Origin of the sequence: Microcystis sp. M079S1 (assembly GCF_020246425.1) — a bacterium.
Classification (GTDB): domain Bacteria; phylum Cyanobacteriota; class Cyanobacteriia; order Cyanobacteriales; family Microcystaceae; genus Microcystis; species Microcystis aeruginosa.
Genome location: NZ_JADBSZ010000004.1, coordinates 15,095 through 27,200, shown reverse-complemented (window position 1 = coordinate 27,200; position 12,106 = coordinate 15,095). Strand labels below are relative to the sequence as shown.

At 42.4% G+C, this 12,106-nt stretch carries 13 protein-coding genes; 6 read left to right on the top strand and 7 right to left on the bottom strand.

Annotation, left to right across the window (positions count from 1 at the left end):
* Both IM456_RS00275 and IM456_RS00270 read left to right on the top strand, forming a co-directional pair.
* Positions 1-351: type ISP restriction/modification enzyme (locus IM456_RS00275; protein WP_353737735.1), on the top strand; the 351-nt coding region annotated here is incomplete at its 5' end.
* Between the two features lie 300 nt (positions 352-651).
* Positions 652-1,005 (top strand): phenylpyruvate tautomerase MIF-related protein, encoded by a 354-nt coding sequence (locus IM456_RS00270; protein WP_002734736.1) that lies wholly within the window; start codon positions 652-654, stop codon positions 1,003-1,005.
* A gap of 28 nt (positions 1,006-1,033) precedes the next feature.
* Here the strand turns inward: IM456_RS00270 and IM456_RS00265 are convergent, their stop codons facing one another.
* Positions 1,034-1,468, bottom strand: a complete 435-nt coding sequence (locus IM456_RS00265; protein WP_061432784.1) for a DUF4332 domain-containing protein — start codon at positions 1,466-1,468, stop codon at positions 1,034-1,036.
* An 88-nt stretch (positions 1,469-1,556) separates the two neighbouring features.
* On the opposite strand from IM456_RS00265, the gene IM456_RS00260 reads away from it, so the two are divergent.
* On the top strand, positions 1,557-1,685 hold the full coding sequence (locus IM456_RS00260; protein ID WP_277752956.1) for a hypothetical protein: 129 nt from the start codon (positions 1,557-1,559) through the stop codon (positions 1,683-1,685).
* A gap of 84 nt (positions 1,686-1,769) precedes the next feature.
* Here the strand turns inward: IM456_RS00260 and IM456_RS00255 are convergent, their stop codons facing one another.
* The 4 genes from IM456_RS00255 to rimO all read right to left on the bottom strand — a co-directional run bounded on the left by IM456_RS00255 (position 1,770) and on the right by rimO (position 6,814).
* Positions 1,770-3,437 (bottom strand): DUF7226 domain-containing protein, encoded by a 1,668-nt coding sequence (locus tag IM456_RS00255; protein ID WP_287691799.1) that lies wholly within the window; start codon positions 3,435-3,437, stop codon positions 1,770-1,772.
* Positions 3,438-3,442: 5 nt separating this feature from the next.
* Positions 3,443-3,796 carry a hypothetical protein gene (locus IM456_RS00250; RefSeq protein ID WP_002741232.1) on the bottom strand — a complete coding sequence of 118 codons (354 nt, stop codon included), beginning with the start codon at positions 3,794-3,796 and terminating at the stop codon, positions 3,443-3,445.
* 223 nt (positions 3,797-4,019) lie between these two features.
* Positions 4,020-5,459, bottom strand: a complete 1,440-nt coding sequence (locus IM456_RS00245; protein WP_079208639.1) for a DEAD/DEAH box helicase — start codon at positions 5,457-5,459, stop codon at positions 4,020-4,022.
* 41 nt (positions 5,460-5,500) lie between these two features.
* Positions 5,501-6,814 (bottom strand): 30S ribosomal protein S12 methylthiotransferase RimO, encoded by a 1,314-nt coding sequence (gene rimO, locus IM456_RS00240; RefSeq protein WP_149988301.1) that lies wholly within the window; start codon positions 6,812-6,814, stop codon positions 5,501-5,503.
* A 471-nt stretch (positions 6,815-7,285) separates the two neighbouring features.
* On the opposite strand from rimO, the gene btpA reads away from it, so the two are divergent.
* From btpA to IM456_RS00225, 3 genes are all read left to right on the top strand, one after another.
* Positions 7,286-8,137: a photosystem I biogenesis protein BtpA gene (gene btpA, locus IM456_RS00235; protein ID WP_008198523.1), complete on the top strand. Its 852-nt coding sequence runs from the start codon at positions 7,286-7,288 to the stop codon at positions 8,135-8,137.
* A 170-nt stretch (positions 8,138-8,307) separates the two neighbouring features.
* On the top strand, positions 8,308-9,294 hold the full coding sequence (locus IM456_RS00230) for a vitamin K epoxide reductase family protein (RefSeq protein ID WP_287691794.1): 987 nt from the start codon (positions 8,308-8,310) through the stop codon (positions 9,292-9,294).
* Between the two features lie 115 nt (positions 9,295-9,409).
* Positions 9,410-10,648, top strand: a complete 1,239-nt coding sequence (locus tag IM456_RS00225; protein ID WP_149988298.1) for a DNA cytosine methyltransferase — start codon at positions 9,410-9,412, stop codon at positions 10,646-10,648.
* 365 nt (positions 10,649-11,013) lie between these two features.
* On the opposite strand, the gene IM456_RS00220 is transcribed toward IM456_RS00225, so the two are convergent.
* Both IM456_RS00220 and IM456_RS00215 read right to left on the bottom strand, forming a co-directional pair.
* On the bottom strand, positions 11,014-11,178 hold the full coding sequence (locus IM456_RS00220; RefSeq protein WP_253881471.1) for a PIN domain-containing protein: 165 nt from the start codon (positions 11,176-11,178) through the stop codon (positions 11,014-11,016).
* A 147-nt stretch (positions 11,179-11,325) separates the two neighbouring features.
* Positions 11,326-11,547, bottom strand: coding sequence for a hypothetical protein (locus tag IM456_RS00215; protein WP_002776915.1), 222 nt, complete (start codon positions 11,545-11,547; stop codon positions 11,326-11,328).
* Between the last annotated feature and the right edge of the window lie 559 nt (positions 11,548-12,106).

Below are 12,106 nucleotides of genomic sequence, written 5' to 3'. Positions count from 1 at the left end.
ATGCCGGGTAAAGGAAAAGCGATCGCCAGACAATATACAACCGCAGAAATGAGCGTAATTAGCCCAGAAATGCGAAAATTATTAGGAACGACAACCTATGATATTTATCTCAATGATCGAGCCTATTGGCAAAATATACCATCCCGGGTGTGGGAATATACTATCGGGGGTTATCAAGTCATTAAAAAATGGCTAAGTTATCGCGAGGAAAAATTATTAGGACGGGGATTAACTATCGCAGAAGTGCAGGAAGTAAGCGAGATGACTAGGAGAATTACTGCGATTATTCTCCTAGAATCAGACCTAGATAATAACTATCAAAATATCAAAACAGCCGTGTATTCTTTTTAACTTAGTGTCAGCAGAATTCCCTCGCTTTTAGCGATGGGATGAATGCTGATACTAAATCCGTTGAGTACAGGCTAGTTATGAGACGAGGCACTCATGCAAGAGGCAAAAGGGGAAATAAATAATCAGTTTTTAATAACAGGATTTAGTATGACATTCAGTTTTTTTCCCACTTCCCACTCCCCAATTCATAATTCATAATTCCCCAAGGATTGGATGATTGAAGCCTTCTGAAGCAAAAGAATATCTGTGATTGCTATCAAAACTGTTATATTATATAAAAATATTTCTGAGATTTTTTCTATGCCTCTAATTAAAATTCAAACTTCTGTCACCTCCCTCGATGATGAGACGGTTAATCAACTTTTGCAGAGTCTTTCGGCTAAATTAGCTAAACATCTGGGAAAACCCGAATCCTATGTGATGACAGCTTTAGAATCGGGGATAAAAATGACTTTTGCTGGTACTTTTGAGCCGGTGTGTTATGTGGAGATTAAAAGTGTTGGTTCTATTTCCGCCGCTCAAACTAAAAGCATGAGTAGTGATTTTTGTCAAGAAATTGAGGCTTATTTAGGAATACCGAAAAATCGCATTTATCTAGAATTTGCCGAGGCGAAAGGTGATCTTTGGGGATGGAATGGCACTACTTTTGGCTAATTTATGCCAAAATTATCGGAGATAGGGCTTATTTTAACTCTCCGGTGAGGATTTTTGCCTGTTCAATCCAAGCTAACATCACCGCAATATCGGGACATAAATCGCGTCTTTGCAGATTAGCCACCTGAAAGCGGAGAATCTGTCGATGCAACTGCTGAATTGATGTCTGTGCCAATTGCGGGATGGAAGCAATACCGGCATGAACCAGCAAACCGCAGTATTGACAACCCACGGCGGGAATCGAGGCTAATTCCGCCATTGCCACCCACTTATTAATATATTTAGCCTGAATTTGCATTCTTACTGCTAATTTTTCCTTACCCAATTGCGGACGAACTTTTTGCAGAAGTTGTGCGGTGGTGTCGATACCGCAATCCTTTAATTTTTGGCAATCTTGGTCACTTAACCCCGGCAAATGTTCAATTAACCAGCTTTGCCTGTGGATAAGTTGCGATCGATTCATCGAAATTATTAACTATTGATAAGTAGATTATAGCAGTTAAGTAGGGAGGCACAATTATTTGTAGGATGGGTTAGCGGTAGCGTAACCCATGCGGGCTATCGATTATGAAGAATACATCAGTATTTATAATTTAGTAATTGAATTAATCAGAAATTTTAAAGATGATCTATTAAATGCCGCCGTGACGGAACAGTATAAAAAAGTCAAAATTATATAGGGTTTGCTGAAAAAGTCAATTGGCTGATGATGGGGTGAGTTTCCTACACTCCACCGATTATGCCTGAAAGCTTGCATTTTTTGCTTATTCATTTTCGGTACCCAAGAAATACCTTAACCAAGATTGTAAAGTTTTAGCACGTCTTTCAACAGTACTTTCTGAAAGTGACGGACACACTTCTAGTAAAAATTCTCTTGCTCTTTCTGGTTTGATTTCGGAGAGATCATGAGCATTTTGCCACTTAAACCATGCCAAACCCACCTTTGAAGCAATAAATTGGTGAGCCAAGAATCTTTTTTTTGATTTTTCTGACAGACGATCAAGCATGAAACAAGCAGTAGTTGGCTGCACTCGTTCGTCAGCCAGATTAAGAATTTCTGCAGCCCTTCTATAGTAGGAAAACTGCCTTTCTGTAATACCATTTCTATCCAAAAACTGTTGTCGAACAGTTGGCAAAGAATGAGGATATTGAATTAACAGCGAAGATAAATCAACAACTCGTTCTAACCTATCAGCTTGTGGAATATCATGAGAAAGAACCCTGATAGATCGTGATTTTAACCCTGTTAAACTAGATATATATTCATGTTCTGTAGAAATTGTTTTAATGACATTAAATTCTGAAGAATTAATGGAGACAGCCATATCTACTCGCAAATCATCCTCTTTGATTTTTGTGACACAATCTTGCCAAATACTAACAACTTCTAAGTCATTTTCACTTTCATTATCAATTTTTCCTGAGGAAAGGTCAGAGATAGTTTTTGCCAGTAAATTTGCGTGATTAGGACTGAGATTGACATGAAGTATAATTGTCCAAGAACCAGGTATTGCCTGCGCTGGAGTAAAAGCGGGAAGTTTATTGATTCTCTCAAAAGTCAGATCGGCAATTTCTTGAAATAACCGCTCTAATTTATCAATTACACTAGCAACTACAGACCAAGATTTTCTATCTTTAGAATCATTGTCAATACGAACTGCAACTGACAATCCATCACTATCAAGAACTGTTCCAATAGTGGCAAGAGACGAAGTGACTAATCGGAGTAACTTGTCTTTTGTCTCTGCCAAATTCTTATCTTCTGTATTGCGCTGTAAACTTTGAGTATTATAAATTTTTTTAATTAATTCTTCACCAGCAGAAAAAACATTACTATCTGAATATTTGGTTGTACTGGCTTCTTCAAAAAATATATTAATTCCCTCTGACCATTCAGCTTTTAACTCTGAGTCATCTACTTGCTCTAATAGATTATTACTAAGAGATTGAAGTTCTTGCAGCTGCGTTTTGACATGAGGTGCTTTCGCATAAATTCTTCCCCAAGTGGCCAAAAAATCAAAAGTTTGTTCGGCAATTAAAGGGGTTCCGTCCGCAAGACTAACTTTAAAAAAAGCGTCGAGGGCAGGGGCAAGAAGCGCAAAAATTGGTAATTCCCAACTATTGACAGAAGCGGTAAGAACAAGTAGGCTGATTCTAGATGGACTATCAGGGGGAATACTATTGCGAGATAAAATTGACGCAATAAATAACCAAACAACCTCATTGTTAATCTCGCTGTCATTCTGTAGAAGCTTACGTCCCAATACCCCTAAGCCGATTTCTGAAGCTTTGATCGATCCCAGTGCCAACAGAGCGGCAAACTCTCTAACATGACTATCCACCCTTCTCAGATTGCCGAAAGCTCTATCAATTTCTTCTCTAGCGTTATCACTATCGCCAGAGTCTAAAAATTGTTGCACTCTTCTAAGCATCGTTGTCATTCTGTTTGGGGCGAAGGGATAAAGGTAAGACCACTGCGAATTTCAATATCTACACGGGCGTTTTTAGTTTTACGTTTAGAATCCTGAAATGAGTGCGGTTGTGCCTCTGGAGTGACACCACCTTGCTCACTAGCATTTGTAACAAAGCGTTCAGCTTTTCTAAACGCTTGTTTCCGTTCCTCTCGTTGACATTCGCTGCATTGCCCTTTAATATTAGCAAGAAATGATAATCCTTCTTTAGCAGTAACAGGATTTTTTCTTGCCCAAGAACAACTGTATCCACCCTCTTGCTGGATATCGTCTCCTTGAGCTTGTACCCTCCCACGATAAGGTTCTGACGAACTCGACATATTAAATGTTCAAATTTATTCATTTAAGACAATTATATAGTAATTATCAGCAAAAATGTCAAACAAAGCCCAAATACTTGATTAGAATCAATTATCAAAAGTTTAGCTATAAAATTATGTAGAATGCTTTCGACGACGTACTGGGAAATTACCTGACAAAAAAAAGTTGATAGAACCAAAACGGTCTATCAACTCTTAAAGTTATCCATTCAAGAACTAAAAATTAACGTTCCTGAAAGACGATTTTTTTGTCCAGGGAAGGACGGTTATTCGACTTAGAGGGGTACTTACTACCACCACTGCGGGGAGTTTTATTAATCACCGGTTTACTGCTCGTCGGTGCGGGAACTTCCCAATCGGTTTTCATCCACTGGGGACAATTTTGATCGTAGATCATTTGCAGGGCAGCCGCCGCGATCGCTTGGGGATCGTATTCTTCACTTAAATCCCGCACTAAAGGCAAGAAAGAAGCCATCCGTTCCCCCGATAAAGCCTCTTTTAGCTGATTTTGCAGCTTGGCTAGGCGTTTTGCTTCTACTTCGGTGCGGCTAGGAATGGGACTAGATTCCAGACGTTGACGCAGACGCTGTTCAATCTGACGCAACAAACGCCGATCGATCGGTTCTACTAAAGATATAGCAGTTCCCGTTTTACCGGCGCGGCCCGTGCGGCCAATGCGGTGAATATAGGTTTCGGCATTATCCGGCAGATCATAGTTAATAACGTGGCTGAGATTTTCCACATCTAGACCGCGGGCTGCGATATCCGTGGCTACCACTAATTTAATTTTGCCCTCGCGGAAACGTTGCACCAGTCGTTCCCGTTGCACTTGGCTTAAGTTACCGTGGTATTCATCCACCGTTTGCCCCGCTTCTTGCAGTTTGCTGGTTAATTCGGCCGCGGTTTGCTTGGTGCGGACGAAAATAATCGCCGATTCTAGGGGTTCGATCTCTAACAGGGGTTGCAGGACTTTTAATTTCGTCCAACCGCGAGGGATCAGATAAATTTTCTGCTCGATCTTAGCAGGAGCGGCCTGGGGTTGAGAAACCGTCACAGAAATGGGAGATTTCAAGAAATTAGCGATTAAATCGCGGATTTCCCGGGGCATAGTTGCCGAGAAACAGGCGGTTTGACGGGTGGAGGGGGATGCTTGCAGAATTTTCTTCACATCATCGATAAAACCCATACTGAGCATTTCGTCCGCTTCATCGAGGACTACCCAGTTTAGGGATTCTAGATGGAGTTTTTTGCGATCGAGCAGATCGATTACCCGGCCGGGAGTCCCGACCACAATCTGGACACCTTTTTCCAGACTGCGGATCTGACGTTCCATGGATTGACCACCACAGACTGTCAGGATAAAGAGACGACGATCATCAGAGAAATCTTTGATGGCGCTGGCCACCTGTTGGGCTAATTCCCGGGTGGGGGTGAGGATTAAAGCTTGAACGTTAGGATTTTTGGTGTCCATGCGTTCCAGTAAAGGCAGGGAATAGGCGGCGGTTTTGCCGGTTCCCGTTTGTGACATTCCTACCATGTCATGCCCTTCTAGAAGGAGAGGGATGGCTTTGGTTTGAATTTCGGTGGGGGTGGTGAATCCAAGCGTTTCTAGGTGTTGAAGACGGCTATCGGATAAACCTAAATTGTTGAAACCAGTGGTCATAGGGATTGTTTTGTGGGAATTAAATAAGAAAAATGGAAAAATTAGACTATTTCGCCGTAGAGATCGTAGGTATCGGCCGCAGTGATTCGGACCTGTACGATCGCACCTAGAATCGCCTCCCCTGTCACATAAACCAAGCCATCCACTTCCGGGGAAAAACGAGCGGAGCGCCCGATTAATTCTCCTGTTTCTGGGTTTTCCTGTTCGATGAGAACATCGACAGTTTGACCGATATAAGCTTGATTTTTGCGTTCCGAGATCGGTTGCTGAGTTAACATCAACCTTTCGCGGCGTTCGTCCATAATTGCCTGTGGCACTGGATCGGGCAGGTCAAAAGCGGCTGTACCTTCTTCGGCGGAGAAGGTAAACACCCCGACGTGATCGAACTCATGACGCTTGACAAATTCCAGCAGATGGCTGAAATGTTCCTCGGTTTCTCCGGGGAAACCGACGATAAAAGTCGTTCGTAAAACCGCGTTCGGGATAGCTTGCTTGATCCGCTCGATAATGCCATCGTTGACTCGTCCTTGCCAGGGACGGTTCATCGCCCGCAGGATGTCGGGATGGGAATGTTGTAGCGGCAAGTCTAGATAGGGTAAAACATTCGGGCTCTCTCGGATCGCTTCGATAACCTTTGGCGTTAACCCGGTCGGGTAAGCGTAGTGAACGCGAATCCAAGGTATATCGACTTCTGCCAGCGCTCGCAAGAGTTCCGCTAATTTGGGTTCGCCATATAAGTCTAACCCATAATTGGTTGTTATTTGCGAAATGAGAATTAATTCTTGGACTCCTTGGCTGGCCAATTGTCGCGCTTCGGCCACAATCGACTCGATCGATCTCGATCGCTGATCGCCGCGCAGCTGGGGAATAATACAGAAAGCACAGCGATAATCGCAGCCTTCGGCCACCCGCAGATAGGCGACTCCCTCGCTGGTGGTGCGATAACGGGGCAGATTTTCATCGGCGATAAAAGTGGGATCGGTGCTGACTTCTTTGACTCGTTCTCCCGTCTCTACCCGTTCGACGATCTCGACAATTTTCTGATAATCCCCCGTGCCGACAATGGCCACGGCTTCCGGCAATTCCGTCAGGAGTTCATCTTGGAAATGTTGGGCCATACAGCCGGAGATAATAATTTTTTTATTAGCTTCCGCCAGTTCCACGAGGGTGCGAACGGATTCTTCTCTAGCTGCTTGAATGAAACTACAGGTATTAACGATAACGTAATCGGCCAACTCCTCGTCATTATCTACGGGATAGCCGGCCTTGGCCAGCAGTCCTAACATATGCTCGGAGTCGATCCGGTTTTTCTCACAGCCTAGGTGTGAGATGGCGATGGTTGGCTTATTGCCCATGCGATCGAGTATCAACCAAATCTTAAACTTCTCTTTTAATGTTAAGACATTGTGAACTACTCTCAACGGATTTGAGAGCTTCCTGCTTCAATGGGATGCGCTTTCTACCTCGAAAGATAGCAAGTCTTACCTTCCCGACCCAGGCAGGAGTCCTAGTTCCTAAGACCCACACTTTTTCTTGCAACACGACTCGCCGAAGCTCGGTTATCGCTTAAGGAATAGTGGTCAAGACCTGTTTATGATAACATAGTTTTTTGGAATTGTCTATATACAAAGTCAGCATTCATGAGGGGAACCCTGGGGCGAATTACTTCGCCCCTTTAAAAGCCCCGTCCCATCCCACTAAGCGCGAGGGACGAATGCTGACACTAAGTTAAAATAATTTCCCCCCCGTGGAACCGTGGCTAGGCTTTCACCCTGTTAAAATGGGTGAGCGGCGCATGGTTTGGGACGCTAAGAGTAGTAGACGCTGTGAACTTAATTGCAACTTTCAAGACAAAAAACCCGATTATTGGCGTGGTTCATCTCGCCCCCCTGCCCACTTCCCCCCGTTGGGGTGGCAGTCTCAAGACGGTGATCGAGCGGGCTGAACAGGAGGCGACGGCTTTGGCTGCCGGCGGTGTTGATGGTTTGATTATCGAGAATTTTTTTGATGCCCCCTTTACTAAGCAACAGGTGGATCCCGCCGTGGTTAGTGCCATGACTTTAATTGTTGATCGCATTAAAAATCTGGTGGTCTTACCGATTGGTCTTAATGTTCTCCGCAATGATGCCCATAGTGCTTTAGCGATCGCTACCTGTGTTAATGCCCAATTTATTCGGGTTAATGTGCTAACGGGGGTTATGGCCACCGATCAGGGCATTATTGAGGGTCAGGCCCACGAACTCCTGCGTTATCGCCGCGAATTGGGGTCTGAGGTCAAAATTTTAGCGGATGTTTTAGTTAAACACGCCCGCCCCTTGGGAACCCCTAATCTGACTACGGCAGTGCAAGATACGATCGAACGGGGACTGGCAGACGGGGTGATCCTCTCCGGTTGGGCTACCGGTAGCCCCCCCAGTTTTGAGGATTTGGAACTGGCAGTGGCGGCGGCCAAGGGAACACCGGTTTTTATCGGCAGCGGGGCTGATTTGGACAATATCGGGCAGTTGCTGCCGGCTGCTGATGGGGTGATCGTGGCTAGTTCCCTCAAGCGTCATGGCAAAATTACTGAACCGGTGGATCCGATTCGGGTGTCGCAATTTGTGGAAACGGCCCGCCAGATCAACGACCAAAAAGCAAAAATTAATAATTCTCTCCCTTCTTTGCCCCTGTCCACATAACCCCTTGCTAGAATGGCGGATAGTTTCAGGGGATAGCTATCCTAAGTTTTTAGGAATTGAAAACGTCCTAATTAACACCATATCGTTACGGAATTTTTCCTTTCGACAAAGTACATTTCGATTTCTCTCCTGACTCCTGAATTCTGCTGTAATTTAATCTAAACAATATTATGCGTCGTCGTTCTGTACCTTGGATTCATCGCTACTCCCGGCCTCTAATTGGGGGCGTTTCGATCGTGGGGGCGATTCTGACCGGCTATTTAACCATTACCAAACTGACGGGAGGGGCTGCTGCCTGTACCGCCGGGGCTAGTGATGGGGCTGGTTGTAGTGGTGTTCTTAATAGTCCCTACGCTACGGTTTTCGGGCTGCCCTTGAGTTTGTTCGGTTTTTTGGCCTATATTGCCATGGCGGTTTTTGCCCTCAGTCCTCTATTTATCAATGGGGAAACTCAGAAAAATCTCCGCAAAAGTTTAGAAAATAATACCTGGTTATTGCTGTTAGCGGGGGCGACGGCGATGGCGGTATTTAGTGGTTATTTAATGTATATTCTAGCCACGGAATTAAAGGAATTGTGTCCCTACTGCATCACTTCGGCTTTGTTCGCTTTAACCCTATTAATTCTCACAATTATCGGTCGCGAATGGGAAGGTTTAGGACAAATTATACTGCCGATGGTTGTAGTGGCAATGATTACTTTTGTGGGAACTTTAGCGGTTTACGCAGGAGTAAATTCCCCCACGGTGGCAGGAGGAAAAGAAGAAATTACCCAGCCAATGACAGCGGCTAAACCTCCCTACGGTTGGGAAGTAACCACGGTTTCGGGAGAGGCAGAAATCGCCCTGGCTAAACATTTAAAAGCAATTGGTGCGAAAGAATACGGGGCTTTTTGGTGTCCCCACTGTTACGATCAAAAACAGTTATTTGGTAAGGAAGCGGGAGAAATCCTCAAAAAAGAAGGGGTTTATATCGAATGCGATCCCCAAGGGGTTAATGGTAATCCCCAAGCTTGTCGCGATGCCGGAATTAAAGGTTTCCCCACTTGGATTATTAAGGGTCAAGAATATTCGGGAACCCAAAGATTAGAGAAATTAGCGGAGGTTTCTGGTTATACCGGCCCGATGAATTTTAAATATACAGTTCCGGGACGTAAGTAGGAAAGAGTTAAAATTTATACTGGAGGCTGAACCTTGTTCAGCCTTTATTGTTGTTTATTAAGTTTAGCTACTTTGATTTATAATAAAAAAGTAGATAAGTTGCTAATTATTGGTTATGACTCAGGTAAATCTACAAAAAGCCGCTAATATTCTCGGTGTAACTACCGCAGAAATACTAACATGGCAAAAGAAAAAATTAATCAAAGGTCAGAAAATCAATCAAGTTGATTGGCTATTTGATCTCGAGCAATTAACCAATCTTAAAAATAACCAATCCCCTGGAGAATTGAGAATTTTACAAACTGTTGAGCCAACTAATTACACAGTTATCGAATTATTTGCTGGCTGTGGTGGTATCGCTTTAGGTTTAGAAAATGCGGGACTAAAAACGCAATTACTGGTGGAAATTAACCAAGATTGTGTTAATACTTTAAGACTCAATCGACCGCAATGGAATGTTATAAATCAAGACATAAAAAAGATTGAATTTTCCAATTTTAGACACAAAATAGATATTGTAGCTGGAGGTTTTCCCTGCCAACCTTTTAGTTATGCTGGGTTAGGAAAAGGATTAGAAGATTTGAGAGGGAGCTTATTTTTTGAGTTTGCACGTTGTTTACAGGAAGTGCAACCTAAAATCGCTATGGCCGAAAATGTTCGAGGATTATTAAGCAATAAAAAAGGAGAAACCCTCCAATTAATGCTGCAAGCTTTACAGGAAATCGGTTATTATGCTGCTTATCAAGTTTTATCAGCCCAATTTCTCGATGTTCCTCAAAAAAGAGAAAGATTAATTATTATTGCCACCCGTCAAGACCTAAATATTAAACCCATTTTTCCCCAATATAGAAACTATACTATTTCTCTGAAAAAAGCTCTAGAGAATTGTCCAAGTTCTCCAGGAGTAGAATATAAAGAAAGAAAAAAAGAGATTATGTCTTTAGTTCCCGCAGGAGGAAATTGGCGGAATTTGCCGATGGATATTCAAAAAGAATATATGAAAAATAGTCTCAAAAATCACGGCGGACGGACAGGATATGCTAAAAGATTATCTTGGGATGAACCAGCTTTAACTATTACCTGTAGTCCGGCACAAACCCAAACAGAAAGATGTCATCCCCAAGAAACTCGTCCTCTGACTGTGAGAGAATATGCACGAGTGCAGTCCTTCCCTGATGATTGGCAATTTACCGGTAATTTAACCTCTCAATATCGACAGATTGGTAATGCGGTTCCCGTGAATATGGCCTATCATCTTGGTGGCTGTTTAATTAATATGTTGCAAGGGGATTATCTGGGGGAAACACAGCCAAAAACTGAACAGTTAAGCATTCCAGGGTTAGAAGTTAATTAATTTTGACTAAAAGTAAATAGGGCTTGCTGAATAAATGTGAAATGTAGGCAAGGTAAGGGTTTTAGGGATCGTCGCCCGTACTTTTTCAGCAAACCCTAACTATTCATAATTACTGACACGCAAAAACTATTGATTTAGGATAACAAATACAGTTATAATACTTTTGAATCACCGATAACTGTTTCAGTTTTATTGTTAGATGGTATAGGGAATCTCAATAAATGGATGTTGATTGAGATCAAAATCTTGGGTATTACGAGTGACTAATTTGAGATTATAAGCTAAACGGCGCTTAACCTGCATGATCCAACAGCTATAACCCTTTTGGAGTCTATATCGGTGATCCGAAGTAAAAGCCGTTTAGCTTAGTAAAGGGCGATCGCTGCTTGAATGGCATCGGGCAATTTCCATTGAATAACCTTTTTGTTAGGCTGTTTGGTTGCCTTTTTTTTGATTTGTTCACGACGGATTTGAATGACTAAATCAGTGATGTTGACATCTAAATCTATCAGGGGAAAATGGCTTAACAACTCTCCTGCTTTGTCAAAGGAATTATCATCATCAAAACCAATGAGAACTTCGGCTTTAGTAATGACAGAAGTGAGCTTTTAGATAAACTGTAGCTTGGGTAATACCATTAAAATGGTCGATTAAAATACAGGAGTCTATTAATCGTTTCATATCCACTCCTCTCGAATTTTTTGCTGATATTCTAAGCCATCTCCTTTAGTCCAGATTGCCTGGGTTTTATCTAATAAAGCTTCAAAATCGGCTTCTGTCTTTTCATCCTCAACTACTTGAATGTTAATGGCTAACTTTGTTCCTGCTTTAAAGGGTAAGTTAGAGAGGATAATCTTCTGAGAATGATCGATGGTTAAATAGGTTTGATAACTATTCATAATTATTGACACGCAAAAACTATTGATTTAAGTAGGTAGGCACAATTATTTGTAGGATGGGTTAGCGGTAGCGTAACCCATGCGGGCGTTGGGTTTCATGCTTCAACCCAACCTACGTTCATTTTATATTTAATTCCACCCACCCACTTAGGACAACAAATACAATTATAATACTTTTGATTTTTATATCTCGTTCCCAGGTTCTACCTGAACTAATAACTGTTCACTGAATCAAGGGTTCTCTCTGAATATTACTTTAAGGCAGAGCCTTAAATATTCTGTTCCAAGGCTCTGCCTTGGAACAAGAGAAAAACAAGAAAAAATTTAGGGTAGGGGCGAAGCATTCGGATAGTAAATTTACGGTTTCAGCGATAGGTTATTGCCCGAATGCTTCGCCCCTACAAGCATTATGAGTTTGATAACTGTTCATAATTATTGACAAGCAGAAACTATTGATTTAGGATAACAAAGACAATTATAATACTTTTGAATCACCGATAACCGTTTTAGTTTCATTGTTCTTAACAAAACTTAATATACTTCAATTTTCTCAAAAAAA

Excerpts from the sequence above, each read along its gene's own strand:
- IM456_RS00230 (WP_287691794.1), top strand. The coding sequence starts at position 8,308 with ATGCGTCGTCGTTCTGTACCTTGGATTCATCGCTACTCCCGGCCTCTA.
- IM456_RS00265 (WP_061432784.1), bottom strand. The coding sequence starts at position 1,468 with ATGAATCGATCGCAACTTATCCACAGGCAAAGCTGGTTAATTGAACAT.
- IM456_RS00225 (WP_149988298.1), top strand. The coding sequence starts at position 9,410 with ATGACTCAGGTAAATCTACAAAAAGCCGCTAATATTCTCGGTGTAACT.
- IM456_RS00270 (WP_002734736.1), top strand. The coding sequence starts at position 652 with ATGCCTCTAATTAAAATTCAAACTTCTGTCACCTCCCTCGATGATGAG.
- IM456_RS00255 (WP_287691799.1), bottom strand. The coding sequence starts at position 3,437 with ATGCTTAGAAGAGTGCAACAATTTTTAGACTCTGGCGATAGTGATAAC.
- IM456_RS00245 (WP_079208639.1), bottom strand. The coding sequence starts at position 5,459 with ATGACCACTGGTTTCAACAATTTAGGTTTATCCGATAGCCGTCTTCAA.
- IM456_RS00260 (WP_277752956.1), top strand. The coding sequence starts at position 1,557 with ATGCGGGCTATCGATTATGAAGAATACATCAGTATTTATAATTTAGTA.
- rimO (WP_149988301.1), bottom strand. The coding sequence starts at position 6,814 with ATGGGCAATAAGCCAACCATCGCCATCTCACACCTAGGCTGTGAGAAA.
- IM456_RS00215 (WP_002776915.1), bottom strand. The coding sequence starts at position 11,547 with ATGAATAGTTATCAAACCTATTTAACCATCGATCATTCTCAGAAGATT.
- IM456_RS00250 (WP_002741232.1), bottom strand. The coding sequence starts at position 3,796 with ATGTCGAGTTCGTCAGAACCTTATCGTGGGAGGGTACAAGCTCAAGGA.